A 12,652-nucleotide genomic window follows, 5' to 3' on the forward strand; every position below is an offset into this window, starting at 1 on the left:
CGTCTCAGGCGGCGTCCTGCGCCATCCGGCGGCGCAGGCTCAGCGGGCGCAGGTCCGTCCAGACCTCGTTGATCCGGGCCAGGCACTCGTCCTCGGTGCCCTCGGTGCCCTCGGCACGCCAGCCGTCGGGCAGGTCCCGGCCGGCCCACCAGATCGAGTACTGCTCCTCGTCGTTGAGGACCACGCGGTACTGCTCGCTCATGACTTCTCCTCGGTGTTGTCGGTGTCTCCGGGCAGGAAGCCGGGAACGGTCACGCCGCGGCCGCCGGCGACCGCGCGGGCGCGGACCAGCTCGGCGACCGCGAGGTCGAGCACGCCCAGGCCGAACGGCGAGAACACCACCACCCGGCCGGGCGCGACGTGCACGCTCTTGCGGCCGAGCAGCAGGTCGCCGATGGTGGCGTCGATGAAGTCCCGGTGGCCGAGCAGGCCCTCGCCCAGGTGCAGCGAGGTGGACTCGCGGACCGCGTGGTCGACGTCGTCGACGACGTTGTGCTGCCGGACGATGTCCTCGGCCACGATGTCGCGCAGCGACAGGTGCAGCACCAGCGAGCCGGGCGCGCAGGCGTCCAGCCGCAGGTGCGGGGTGGTGGCCGTGGTCGCGACCGACACCAGCGGGTGCGCGGCCAGCACGGCCTCCGGGGTGGGCGCGACGGTCAGCCGGGTGCCCGGCGCGACGAGCGGCGCGGCGCGGCGCAGGAACGCCTCGGCGCGGGCCGGGTCGACGTCGAAGACGGTGAGCGCGCCGCAAACCGGCGCGACCGCGGCCAGGTAGCGCAGCACCTCGAAATTGATGACGCCGCAGCCGATCAGGCCGGTGCCGTCGCCGTCCGGTGCGCGGCCCAGCGTGCGGGCGGCCAGGGCGGCGCTCGCGGCGGTGCGCCCGGCGGAGATCAGCGACGCCTCCAGCAGCGTGTGCGGGCGCCCGGTGCGCATCGAGTTGAGCACCACGACGGCGCTGGCGCGGGGCAGGCCGGCCGCGAGGTTGCCGGGGAACGAGGCGATCCACTTGATGCCGGCGTACCCGGAGTCCCCGTCGTCGCCGGACAGGTGGGCGGGCAGCCCGATGATCCGCTCGCCGCGGGTGCCGGGCAGCCGCAGGAACGACGAGTGCGGCAGCGTGCTGCGGCCCTCCGCGTGCCACCGGTAGGCACGGTCGACCGCGTCGATGACCTCGGTCTCCCGGCCGGCGAGCAGTTCCCGGACCTCGTCGTACGAGACGATCAGCATGTCGTCGCTCCCGCCATGGTGTCCTTCCACAGGTGTGAGACCTCACCGAAGTGCCGGTTGATCCACGCGTCGGAGTAGATGGTGTCGAGGTAGCGGTCGCCGCCGTCCGGGAAGACGAGCACGCAGGTGCTCCCGGCCGGGATATCCGGCAGCATGCGCTCCAGCGCCGAGGCCACCGCCCCGGACGAGCCACCGGCCAGGATCGCCTCCCGGTTGCTCAGCCGCCGGCAGCCGACCACCGCCTCCAGGTCGGTCACGTGCACCACCCGCTGCGCGGCGGTCAGGTCCAGCAGCGCCGGCGCGACCGCGGCGCCGTACCCGGGGATCAGGCGCCGGCCGGGCGGCTGCCCGAACAGGACGCTGCCGCTGGCGTCCACCGCGACCACGGTGGTGTCCATCCCCTGACCGCGCACGTACGCGGCGCAGCCGCCGAGCGTGCCGCAGGTGCTGGTCGCGCAGAACAGGTAGTCGACCCGGTGGTCGAGCGCCTCGGCGATCTCCCGCATGGTCGTCTCGTGCGCCAGCGGGTTCAGCGGGTTGGCGTACTGGTCCGGCCAGAACGCGTGCGGTGTCGCCGCGACCAGTTCCCGCACCCGCGCCAGCCGGGCCGGCAGGAACTCGCCGTTCTCGTCCGGCTCGTCGACCACCTCGACGGTGACCTGGAGTGCCTTGAGGATCGCCAGGTTCTGCGTGGTGGTCTTGGAGTCCACGACGCAGACGAACTTGAGCCCGTGGTAGCGGCAGATCTGCGCCATGCCGATCGCCAGGTTGCCCGAACTGGACTCGATCACCACGGACAGGCCGGGTTTCAGCGCGCCACTGTCCAGGGCGTGCATGAGCATCGTCCGGGCCGACCGGTCCTTGATGCTGCCGCCCGGGTTGAACCTCTCCATCTTCGCGAACACCCGGCCGTCGAAGCCCGGCGCCAGCCGGGTCAGCTCCACCAGGGGTGTGTCGCCAATGGTCCCGAGAATCCCCTTGCTGGTCCTCGCCCTCACGGACTCTCCTCGCCTCGCACCGATGCTGGAGCGACTGCATCGTGGGACGGGTGCCTATCCGCCTTCTATAAGCGCCGCGCGGATAGAGGGGTGATAGGCGACGGCGGGAAGCTGCGTGCGCCCGTCCCTTCGACCGAAAGCGACTTGACGATGACGACGGCTCACACGGTCGACCGGGACTCCGGCGCCGGTCGACCAGCCCTGGACGACAACGACCGGGCCGCGCTCGCCCGGCTCGCCGACGACCTGGCCGCGACCGCGCCCGGCCGCACCGACGACCCGGACTGGGTCGCGGCGGCACGCCGGCTGTCCAACCGCCTCCCGCTGTCCCTGCTGGACACGCTGCGGTCGTTCCGCGCCGATCCCGGCCCGGACGGTGTGCTGCTGCTGCGCGGCCTGCCGCTCGGCGCGGACCTGCCGCCCACGCCGAGCGTTCCCGAGTCGGTCGAGCGTCGCGCGGCACGGCCGTCGGCGCTGATCGCGCTGATCGGGATGGCGCTGGGCGAGCTGGCCGCGTACCGGGACGAGAAGTCCGGCGCGCTGGTGCAGAACGTGGTGCCGGTGCCGGGCCGGGAGGAGTCGCAGAGCAACGCCGGCTCGACGATGCTGGAGATGCACATCGAGAACGCGTTCCACCCGTACCGGCCGGACCTGGTCGGGCTGCTCTGCCTGCGCAACGACCACGACGACCTGGCCGGGCTGCGGACCGCGTCGATCCGGCGGGCGGTGGCGCTGCTGGACGCGCCGACGCTGGCGGTGCTGCGCGAGCCGCGGTTCCGGACGGCCGCGCCGCCGTCGTTCCACGACCTGGCCGGCGTGACCACGCCGCATCCGCTGCTGGCCGGCGCGCCGGAGGACCCGGACCTTCGGGTCGACTTCACCAGCACCGCGCCGGACGACCCGGCCGCGGAGAAGGCGATGAGCGTGCTCGGCGACGCGCTGTCCATGGTGGCCGAGACCGTGATCCTGCACTCCGGCGATTTGGCGTGGGTGGACAACCGGGTCACCATCCACGGGCGGACCGCGTTCACGCCGCGTTACGACGGGCGGGACCGGTGGCTGCACCGCTGCTTCGTGCACCTGGACCGCCGGCGGTCGCGGGGCGCGCGGCCGGGCGACGGCAGCGTCCTGATCTAGAGCCCGGCGCCGTCGCGGGGCGCGCGGCCCCGCGACGGCTCAGGCGGTCGCGCCGCCCCAGGCGAGCACGTCAGCGGGGGCCGGCACGGCCCGGACCCGGGTGTCCGGGGCGGTACCGGCGGTGTCGAGCATGCGCAGGTAGAGGTCGCCGAAGCGGGCGACGGTCGCGGCGTCGAACAGCTCGGTGTCGTAGCGGAGCACCACGGTGAGGGAGTCCGGGCCGCGGCGCAGCTCCACGTTCAGGTCGAACTGGCCCTCCATGTGCGGCAGGTCGACGAGCTCCAGGCGCAGCCCGTCCCGGGTGATCCCGCCGGTGGCCAGGCCACGGACCGGTAGCCGGTCGACTGCCACCATCGTCACCGCGATCCGGAAGCCGGGCGGCGGGCCGGCCGGTTCCGGGCGGCGCAGGGCCGCGAACGCGCCGAGTACCTGGGCGTGCGCGTCCCGGACGGTGCCGGCGAGCGTGCTGTCCCGGTGCAGTCGCGCGGTCACCGGCACGGTCCGGACCAGATAGCCGACCAGATCCCGCAACCCCGGCACGGTACGGGTGGTGGCCGGGCAGCCGAGCGTGAACTCCTTCTGCCCGCCGGTGCGGTGCACGGCCGCCTGGAACGCGCCGAGCAGCACCGCGAACGGCGTGACCCGCAGCCGCAGCGCGAGCGCGGTCAGCGCGGCCGCGGTCCCGGCGGCGACGGGCAGGGTCAGCGTGGCGCCGGCGAACCCGGGCCGGGCCGGGCGGGGGCGGTCGGTGGGCAGCTCGGCCGCGGGCGGCAGCACGGGCGGCGCGGGCCGGGCGCGGGCCAGCTCGTCGCGCACGTACCGGTCGAAGTCGATCGGCAGGTGCGGCCAGTCCGGCTGCCGGTCCTGGCGGAACGCGCCGTAGGCGTCGAGCAGGTCGCGGACCACCAGCCAGTGCGAGGTGGCGTCGCTGACGATGTGGTGGGTGACCACGATCAGCACCGCGTCGCCGGGTGCCCGGCGCAGCAGGGTCACGCGCAGTCCGGGCTCGGCGGTCAGCCGGAACGGTGCGCGCGCCGCCCGCTCGGCCGCGCCGGGCGCGTCGTCGCGGACGGTCAGCGGCGCCGGGCCGGGCGGGCCGACCACCCGGTACGGCACGCCGTCTCGCTCACCGAAGCGGGAGCGCAGCACGTCGTGCCGGGCGGCGAGCGCGGCCGTGGCCCGCCGCAGCGCGGCCTCGTCCAGCGGCCCGCGGGCCGACAGTGCCACCACGATGTTGTACGCGGCGCTGTCCGGTGCGAGCCGGTGCAGCAGCCACATCGCCTCCTGGCCGGGGGTCAGGGGCAGCAGCTCGCCGGTCAACGTGCCGTCAGCTCCTTCGCCAGGTGCGCGGCCATCGCGTTGACCGTGGGATGGTCCCAGGGCAGCGTGGGCTCGACGATCAGCCCGAAACGCTCCTCCACGTCACCGCAGATGGTCAGCGCGTAGACCGAGTCCAGGCCCATCTCCAGCAGCGGCGTGTCCGGGTCGACCCGCTCGGCCGGCTGCTCGATGTAGAACGCGACCCGTTCGATCAGCCAGTCCCGGATGGTCACGGCCGGTTCCGTCGAGGTGTCCGTCATGGTGCTCCTCCCCTGCCGGCGGTCGTGGCCGCCGGCGTGTGTCAGGTGGTCGCGCCCGCGAGCCGGGTCGCGCCGAGGTCCAGGGTGCGGGCGTCGGCGAGCCGGCGACGCAGCTCCGCGTGCAGCGGTTCGTGCAGCCCGGCCGGGGTGGGGCCGGCCGCCGTGCCGAGCCGGGCTGCGAGCCGGTGCAGCGCCGCCTCCAGCCAGGCCGGGTCGCGCAGGAACGCGGACTCCGCCTGCCGCCAGACGCCGACGCAGGCGGCGGCCGCGACGAGCGTGGCGTACCGGTCGGCGAGCGCGAACGCGGCCGGGCCGGCGATCACGGTGCGGTCCCGGGGCGGCAGCTCCCGGCAGTCGTCCCGCAGCCGGCGCAGTTCCCCGGCGAACACCCGGCACAGTGCGGCGATGCGCGGGTCGGTGTCCGCGCGGGCGGCCTCGGCGGGCAGCACCGCGGTGATCCGGTCCCGGCCGCGGGCGGTGATCTCCAGCGCGTCGAAGCGCAGCGGTGGCAGCGCCGCGTCCAGGCGGAACACCTCGGCCGGGGCCGGTTCGGCGCCGGACCACGCCGCGGCGGCCATCCGGGGCAGCTGCGGGATGATCGTGGCCTGGCAGACCGCGGCGCCGGCGTGGGCGAGGCTCACCACCGGCAGGTCGCGCAGGTTCTTCTGGAACATCGCACAGTCGCCGTCGCGCAGGAACGAGCGGGCGCCGAGCAGTACGGCGAGCCGGTGGTTGGCGTCCTCCAGCAGCTTCGGCACCAGGTACTTGACCACGGCGGTGGGCACGCTGGTCTCGGCCGGGAGCACGTGCAGCGCGCGGGCGCCGACGGTGGCCAGGCAGTCCGCGACGAGCAGGTCGGTGAAGACCCCGGCCAGCACCGCCCGCGCGTGCGGCAGGTCGGCCACGGTACGCCCGTAGAGGCGCCGGCCGGCGGCGAAGCGCAGCACGATGCGCAGCTGGGTGTCCAGCACGCCGACCATCACGCCGGGCAGCACCGCGCGGGTGGTCTGGAAGGCGCGCAGCACGGTCTCCATCGCGCCGCCCTGTTCGCCGATCATCGCGGCGCGCGGGACCGGGCTGTCGCGGAACTCGACGCCGCCGAGCATGCATCCGCGTACCCCCGAGGTGTGGAACCTGGGCAGGTGGCGCAGCGTGCGGCTGGGCAGCGTGGTCAGGTCGACCATCAGGTGCGAGTGGCTGCGGCTGCCCGGGCGCAGCTCGGTGCGGGTGAACAGCACCAGCGTCTCGGCCCGCCCGACGTTGTTGATCAGTTCCTTGCGGCCGTCGACGAGCAGGCTGCTGCGGTACGGCCGGGCGGTCAGCTCCGCGCGGGAGAAGTCGTTGCCGTGCGCGAGTTCGGTGTAGCCGGCCGCGGCCCGTCCGCCGCCGAGCAGCAGGCCGGCGAGCCGGCGGCGCTGGTTGTCGTCGCCGGAGGTCCACACCGGCGCGGCCGCCACGAAGTTGGTGATGCCGTAGCCGAGTCCGAGCGTGCAGTCGCGGCGGAACACGGCGCGCACGGTGCGGGCCAGCCCGTCCGCGGTACGCAGCCGCCCGCCCAGCTCGGCCGGGACGAACTCGGCGTTCATCCCGAAGTCGGCCAGCGCCGTCTCGCCGTCGGCGAGCAGTTCGCCGCGCTCGTCCGCGGCCAGCACGGCCGCGGTGCCGAGCGGGTTGGCCGCGTCGTCCGGGTCGCCGAGCCGGGTCTCGAGATCGCTCAGGGTGCCGGCGGCGGTCATGGCTGTTCCTCTCGGAGGCGGCACGTGAGCGGGGAGAACAGCAGCCCGTCGCGATGCTGGCCGAGCATCGGCGCGGCCAGGCCGGTCAGGTCGTCACCGGCCGGCTCACCGAGGTGCTGCAGCGCGCGGGTCAGGCAGGCGCGCACCCAGAGTTCGTCGCGCCACAGCAGCCCGGCCGGGCCGGTGGTCTCCGCGGGGGTGCGCCGCCACAGGTGCAGGCAGGCCGCGGCCGCCCAGATCCGGCAGTACCGCTCGGCGAGCGTGTAGGACGACTCGGGGACGTCCCGCGCGGAGACCGGTTGCGCGGCCATCTGCCGGTGCAGCCGGTCCGCGGCGCGATGCAGCCGCCCGGCGAGCGCGGCCAGCGGCGCGGGCAGCCCGTCGGCCGCCTCGGCGAGCGTCTGTACGACGCTCGCGCCGTGCCGGGCGACCAGCGACAGCCGGCCCGGGTCGAACGCCGGGACCGGGGTGTGCAGCCCGGCCGCGGCGTCCAGGCCGGCCCGGTCGGCCCGGCCGGCGCGGTACCCGGCCGCCAGAACCCCGAACTGGTTGATCACCATGTTCAGGTTGACCAGCGTGCTGCCGTCGAAGATGCCGACGATGTGGTGGTCGCGCCGGACCTTCTGGAACGTGCCGTCGGTCAGCAGTGAGCGGGCGCCGAGCACGCCGGCCAGCCGGTCGGTGATGTCGTCGACCAGCGTCGGCACCAGGTACTTCACGACCGCGGACGCGATGCTCTGCTCGCCGGGCAGCGCGTGCAGGCTGCGGGTGGCGACCAGGGTGACCGCCTCGGCGGTGAGCAGGTCGGCGTAGGCGGCGCACAGCGTGTGCCGGGCCTGGGGCAGGTCGGCCAGCACCCGGTCGTAGAGCCGGTGGCCGGTGGCGAAGTCCAGGGTGAGCCGCAGCGCGCGGTCGGCGGCGCCGAGCGACAGCCCGGCGCAGAGCGTGCGGGTCAGCTGCATGCCCTTGATGACCAGTTCCAGGCCCTCGCCGGGGCGGCCGACGAGGTCGGCGTGCCGGGCCGGGGCACCGGTGAACGTGATCCCACTGATGTCGGCGCCGCGGATGCCGTGCAGCCGGACCGCGGGCAGGTGGGTGACGGTGCCGGCGGGCAGCCGCCGTTTGTCCATCAGCAGCATGCTGAACCCGCGCGGGCCGCCGCCCGGGTCGGTGCGGGTGAGCAGGCAGACCACGTCGGACCGGGTGGCGTTGTTGATCAGCCACTTCTCGCCGTCGACCGTCCAGCCGTCCGCGGTGGGCCGGCCCTCGACCTCGCCGGCGAGCAGGTCGCTGCCGTGGTCGCGTTCGGTGAGTCCCCAGGAGACGACCGCGCCGGCCAGCACGTCGGCGGACATCCGGGCGGCCGCGGCCGGGTCGTCGGCCACCCAGGCGGAGACCGCGCCGAGGAACGTCTTGCCGTGCGCGATCGCCACGGTCAGGTCACGGCGGGCCATCAGGCGCACCACTTGCAGCGTCTCCTCGAAACTGCGGGCCGCGCCGCCGTGCGCGGCGGGCACGTACCAGGCGGGGATGCCGGCCTTGTCCAGCAGCGCGCAGACGTCGTCCGGGAAGTCCTCGCGGGCGTCGAGCTCCAGGCAGCGCGCCAGTGAGAACGTGTGCCCGGGCAGGTGCGGGCTGCCCAGCTCGCTCTCCAGCGTCTCGGTGAGCGCGTACGGCGGGTAGCCGGGCCGGGCCGGGTCCTCGAGGATCGGGTCGAGCTGCCCGGCGAGGTAGAGCTCGCGCATCCGGTTGCGGCGGATCTTGCCGCTGGTGGTCCGCTCGATCCGGCCGGGCCGGACGAACACGACGGCCGCGGGGCTCGTCCCGGCGTGCGCGGTCAGCGTGGCGCGGACCGTGCCGGCCAGGGCCTCCAGGCCGGCGGCGGTCAGGTGCCGGCCGCGCGCCTCCTGCACGACGACGAGCCGTTCCGGTGGGCCCGGTACGGTGAACACGCAGGACGGCAGCGCGGCCAGCCGCTCGTCGGCCTCGGCGATGCGGCGTTCCAGGTCGTGCGGGTAAAGGTTGCGGCCGTGCAGGATCAGCGTCTCCTTGATCCGGCCGGTGACGTACAGCTCGCCGTCGAGCAGGGCGCCGAGGTCGCCGGTGCGCAGGAACGGGCCGTCGCCGGTGCCGGTGCGCGCGCCGAACGTGCGGGCGGTCTCGTCCGGGCGTCCCCAGTAGCCGCGGGCGACGCTGGCGCCGCTGACCCAGATCTCGCCGACCGTGCCGTCCGGGAGCACGGCCGCGGTGTCCGGGTCGACGATGCGTACCGTCAGGTCGTGCACGGTACCGCTGCTGACCAGGGTGGTGGTGGTCTCGCCGGGCGCGGGCGGGCGCAGCCGGTGGCCGTGCAGCGACTCGGTGCCGACGTCGCGCAGCACCGGCGGGCGGCCGGTCCCGGCGCCGGAGACGTAGAGCGTGGTCTCGGCCAGGCCGTAGCCGGGCAGCAGCGCCTCGCGGCGGAAGCCGGCGGCGGCGAACCGGCGGGCGAACCGGTCGAGCGTGCCCGGGTCGATCGGCTCGGCGCCGTTGCAGGCGTCCCGCCACGTGCTCAGGTCCAGACCGGCCAGCTGGTCGTCGGCGATCAGGCGGGCGCACAGGTCGTAGGCGAAGTTCGGCGCGCAGCTGACCGTGGCCCGGAACTCGCTGATCAGCTCCAGCCACAGCCGCGGACGTTTGAGGAAGTCCGTCGGGGCGGTGATGATCGTGCGCGCGCCCAGCAACAGCGGCGTGAGCAGCATCGCGATCAGGCCCATGTCGTGGTGACCGGGCAGCCAGCCGCAGAAGACGCTGTCGCGGTCCCAGCCGTGCCGGTCGCGCATGGTCTCGATGTTGTGCAGCAGGTTCGCCTGGCTGACCATGACGCCTTTGGGGTCGCTGGTCGAGCCGGAGGTGTACTGCAGCAGCGCGAGCGCGTCCGGGCCGGCCGCGGGCGGGTCCCAGGCGGCGGGGGTGAGCGTGTCGGTGGCGAGCGGTCGCGGGGCGACGTCCTCGGCGGCGAGCCGCGCCGTGACCAGGGGGAGCGTGGCGGCACCGGTGAGCACCACGGCGGCGGCGCAGTCCGCGGCGATGCCGGTGGCGCGGGCGGACTGCGGGCCGTACTGGCCGGGCAGCGGGACCGGGACCGGGACGACACCGGCGTAGAGGCAGCCGAGCATGGCCTCGACGAACGCGGGCCCGGCCGGGTACATCAGCAGCGCCCGGTCGCCCGGCGCGCAGTGCCGGGACAGCCACTCCCCCACGGTACGCGCGGCTCGGTCCAGCTCGCCGTAGGTGCGGGTGACCCGGACCGGTCGCGCGGCCGGTCCGGTGTGGAACAGCAGCGCGTCGCGATCCGGCTCGGCGCCGGCGACGTGCCGGAAACGCTCGGCGTAGGTGGCCATGCGACTCCTCTCTCCGTGCACAGCGTGTCGTCCCCGGCTATCCGCGCCCTATAGCGGCGCTCAGCCGCAGCCGCCCGCGTGCCCCTCGTCGGTGGCGCGCTCGCGCACGGCCGGGTGGGCCGGCTCGCGTGGCACGCCGACCGCACCGGCCCCGGCCGCGAACGCGGGCAGCCGGTCGACGCCCCAGAACCGGTCCCGGCCACGGACGAAGAACGGCACGCCGAAGACGCCGTCGCGGTGCAGGGCCAGCAGCGCGGTCACGCCCTCGGCGCGGACCGCGGGATCCCGTGCCGCGCGGGCCAGCTCGGCGCCGTCCACGCCGATCTCCGTGCCGAGCCCGGCGACGGTTGCCGGGTCGCAGATGTCGCGGCCGTGCTCCCAGCGGGCGCGGTAGGCGGCGTCGACGAACGCCCGGCCGCGGCCCTGCCGGTCGGCGACCAGGTACGCCAGGTGCGGCACCTCCCACCACGGGTCGCGGTCGACCGGCCAGCGCATGCTCAGTCCCCGGTCGACGGCCAGGCGGCGGACGTCCTGCAGCACGTAGAGGTGCTTGGCGCGCGACATCGGCGTGTAGAGGAACGCGCCGCCGGCCTCGTCGAGCGCCTTGAGGTTGTCGTCGTCCGGCTCCCAGAACGGCCGCCATTCGATCTCCTCCGCCAGGCCCGGGTAGCGGTCCAGCAGGTCGCGGTAGGCCAGCCAGGAGTACGGGCTGCGCAGCGAGAAGTAGAAGCGGGCCATCCGGGCTCCTTGCCGGTTCACAGGGCGAGTCCGCCGTCGATCTGGAAGACCTGGCCGGTGACGTACGCGGCGCGGCCGGAGAGCAGGAACCCGGTCAGCTCCGCCACCTCCTCGGGCGTGCCGAACCGGCGCAGCGAGGTGCGCCGCCGCATCTCCTCGACGACCTTGGCGGGCAGCTCGGCGGTCATGTCGGTGGTGATGAACCCGGGCGCGACCACGTTGGCCCGGATGCCGAACCGGCCGGTCTCCTTGGACAGCGCCTTGGTGAAGCCGATGATCCCGGCCTTGGACGCGGCGTAGTTCGTCTGGCCGGTGTTGCCGGCCACGCCCGCGACCGAGGAGAGCGTGACGACCGCGCCGGCCCGCCGCTTCATCATGGCGAACACGGCGGCCTGACAGACGTGGAAGGTGCCGTCCAGGTTGGTGCGCAGCACGGTGTCCCAGGCGTCGGGGTCGAGGAGCACCATGGACGCGTCCCGGGTCACGCCGGCCGCGGTGACCAGCGCGGTGATCGGCCCGAGCTCGGCCTCGGTGCGGTGCACGACCGCGCGGGCCTCGTCCCGGACCGCGACGTCGGCGCGGATGGCCAGCGTCCGCCCGCCGTGCCGGCCGGCGTCCTTGGCGACCGTCGCCGCGGCGTCCTCCTGGGACCGGTAGCAGAACGCGACGTCGTACCCCTCCGCGGCCAGGTGCGTGACGATCGCGCGGCCGATGCCGCGGGACCCGCCGGTGACCAGCGCGACCGGCCGGCCGGCGGTCATGCCGCACCGGTCCGCAGCTCGGCAAGGTCGCGCAGCGCCACCACGAAGTGCCCGACGGTCAGCACCCGGCCGCCGTCGGCGTCGGTCTCCCCGGCCAGGATCGCGGTGTCGCCGATGCCGCGGACCAGCCGGACCCGGTGCCGCAGCACCTCACCCGGGTGGACCGGCACGCCGACCCGCAGGTCCTTGATCGCCCCGGCCAGCTCGATCTTGCCGGCCAGCACGTCCGGGTTGGGCTGCTCCCAGACGGCCAGCAGGACCGCGGCCTGCGCCCACGACTCGATCAGCAGCGGTACGGGGTAGGCGTGGTCACCGTCGGCGGCGTCCCGGTAGTGCGGCTCGTTGACGGTGATCGCCTTGACCGCGGTCAGCTCCCGGCCCGGCCGCACCTCGATCACCCGGTCGACCAGCAGGATGGGGTAGCGGTGCGGGATGATGCGTTTGATGGCGTCGGCGCCGATCACCGGGCGTCTCCCTCCGCGGGCGGGTATCCGAGCGTGAGCGTGGCGACGGTCTGCCCGCCGGCCGTGGCGACCGCCGTGCAGATCAGCCCGCCGCCGGCGTCCGGGCGCAGCCGCGCGGTGACGGTGACCCGGTCGCCGGGGTAGACCGGTCGCCGGAACCGGATGCTGTCCACGCTGGACAGCCGTGGCAGGCCGGGACCGGCGGCGGCGCGCGCGGCCCGGTCGGCGTACCCGATGAGGTAGACGCCGGGCAGCACCGGATAACCGGGGTAGTGCCCGGCGAAGACCGGGTCGTCGGCGGGCACACCGACGACGATCTCCGCGGGTGCGATCTCCAGCGCGCCGGTCACGACGCCAGCTTGTCGAGCAGCAGCTTGTAGGTGCCGTTGAGCGAGGAGACCCCGCGCATCTCGGACTCGTCCAGGCTGATGCCGTACCGCTTCTCCAGCCGGACCGTGATCTCCAGCGCCATCAGCGAGTCGACCTCGAGGTCGTCGACGAAGTTCGCGTCGTCGGTGATCTCCTCGACGTCGGCCTCGAGCGTCTCGGCGATGATCCGGCGTAGTTCTTCCTTCTCCGGTACGGACGTCGTCTGCTCGGTCATGGTGTGCCTCTCCCCTCGGCG

Annotated in this window: 13 protein-coding genes; 1 reads left to right on the forward strand and 12 read right to left on the reverse strand. The window is 74.7% G+C overall.

Going from position 1 to position 12,652, the window contains the following annotated elements; translation table 11 throughout:
* Positions 1–4: 4 nt before the first annotated feature.
* Genes J2S42_RS02700 through sbnA form a run of 3 tightly spaced genes read right to left on the reverse strand, consistent with a single transcriptional unit; the run spans position 5 to position 2,204 of the window.
* Positions 5–202 carry an MbtH family protein gene (locus tag J2S42_RS02700; protein WP_307234847.1) on the reverse strand — a complete coding sequence of 66 codons (198 nt, stop codon included), beginning with the start codon at positions 200–202 and terminating at the stop codon, positions 5–7.
* Complete coding sequence (gene sbnB, locus J2S42_RS02705) at positions 199–1,230, reverse strand: 2,3-diaminopropionate biosynthesis protein SbnB (RefSeq protein ID WP_307234849.1); 1,032 nt, start codon at positions 1,228–1,230, stop codon at positions 199–201. Before sbnB ends, J2S42_RS02700 begins: the two co-directional genes overlap by 4 nt.
* Positions 1,224–2,204 carry a 2,3-diaminopropionate biosynthesis protein SbnA gene (gene sbnA, locus J2S42_RS02710; protein WP_307248599.1) on the reverse strand — a complete coding sequence of 327 codons (981 nt, stop codon included), beginning with the start codon at positions 2,202–2,204 and terminating at the stop codon, positions 1,224–1,226. Before sbnA ends, sbnB begins: the two co-directional genes overlap by 7 nt.
* Before the next feature lie 174 nt (positions 2,205–2,378).
* Between sbnA and J2S42_RS02715 the strand changes: the two genes are divergently transcribed.
* Positions 2,379–3,365, forward strand: coding sequence for a TauD/TfdA family dioxygenase (locus tag J2S42_RS02715; protein ID WP_307234851.1), 987 nt, complete (start codon positions 2,379–2,381; stop codon positions 3,363–3,365).
* 39 nt (positions 3,366–3,404) lie between these two features.
* Here the strand turns inward: J2S42_RS02715 and J2S42_RS02720 are convergent, their stop codons facing one another.
* Genes J2S42_RS02720 through J2S42_RS02760 form a run of 9 tightly spaced genes read right to left on the reverse strand, consistent with a single transcriptional unit; the run spans position 3,405 to position 12,631 of the window.
* Positions 3,405–4,685: a condensation domain-containing protein gene (locus J2S42_RS02720; RefSeq protein ID WP_307234852.1), complete on the reverse strand. Its 1,281-nt coding sequence runs from the start codon at positions 4,683–4,685 to the stop codon at positions 3,405–3,407.
* A complete protein-coding gene (locus J2S42_RS02725) occupies positions 4,682–4,945 on the reverse strand; it encodes an acyl carrier protein (protein ID WP_307234854.1) in 264 nt (87 codons plus the stop codon). Before J2S42_RS02725 ends, J2S42_RS02720 begins: the two co-directional genes overlap by 4 nt.
* A 41-nt stretch (positions 4,946–4,986) precedes the next feature.
* Positions 4,987–6,681 (reverse strand): acyl-CoA dehydrogenase family protein, encoded by a 1,695-nt coding sequence (locus J2S42_RS02730; protein ID WP_307234856.1) that lies wholly within the window; start codon positions 6,679–6,681, stop codon positions 4,987–4,989.
* Positions 6,678–10,064 (reverse strand): AMP-binding protein, encoded by a 3,387-nt coding sequence (locus tag J2S42_RS02735; protein ID WP_307234858.1) that lies wholly within the window; start codon positions 10,062–10,064, stop codon positions 6,678–6,680. The genes J2S42_RS02730 and J2S42_RS02735 overlap by 4 nt, the downstream gene beginning before the upstream one ends.
* A gap of 60 nt (positions 10,065–10,124) precedes the next feature.
* On the reverse strand, positions 10,125–10,802 hold the full coding sequence (locus J2S42_RS02740) for a 2-hydroxychromene-2-carboxylate isomerase (protein WP_307234860.1): 678 nt from the start codon (positions 10,800–10,802) through the stop codon (positions 10,125–10,127).
* 17 nt (positions 10,803–10,819) lie between these two features.
* Entirely contained in the window at positions 10,820–11,563 is a 744-nt protein-coding gene (gene fabG / locus J2S42_RS02745) for a 3-oxoacyl-ACP reductase FabG (RefSeq protein WP_307234862.1), read from the reverse strand.
* Positions 11,560–12,027 (reverse strand): 3-hydroxyacyl-ACP dehydratase FabZ family protein, encoded by a 468-nt coding sequence (locus tag J2S42_RS02750; RefSeq protein WP_307234864.1) that lies wholly within the window; start codon positions 12,025–12,027, stop codon positions 11,560–11,562. Before J2S42_RS02750 ends, fabG begins: the two co-directional genes overlap by 4 nt.
* Entirely contained in the window at positions 12,024–12,377 is a 354-nt protein-coding gene (locus J2S42_RS02755) for a 3-hydroxyacyl-ACP dehydratase FabZ family protein (protein ID WP_307234865.1), read from the reverse strand. Before J2S42_RS02755 ends, J2S42_RS02750 begins: the two co-directional genes overlap by 4 nt.
* Complete coding sequence (locus J2S42_RS02760; RefSeq protein ID WP_307234867.1) at positions 12,374–12,631, reverse strand: acyl carrier protein; 258 nt, start codon at positions 12,629–12,631, stop codon at positions 12,374–12,376. Before J2S42_RS02760 ends, J2S42_RS02755 begins: the two co-directional genes overlap by 4 nt.
* Positions 12,632–12,652: the final 21 nt, after the last annotated feature.

The sequence above is a fragment of the Catenuloplanes indicus genome (genome assembly GCF_030813715.1).
GTDB lineage: Bacteria > Actinomycetota > Actinomycetes > Mycobacteriales > Micromonosporaceae > Catenuloplanes > Catenuloplanes indicus.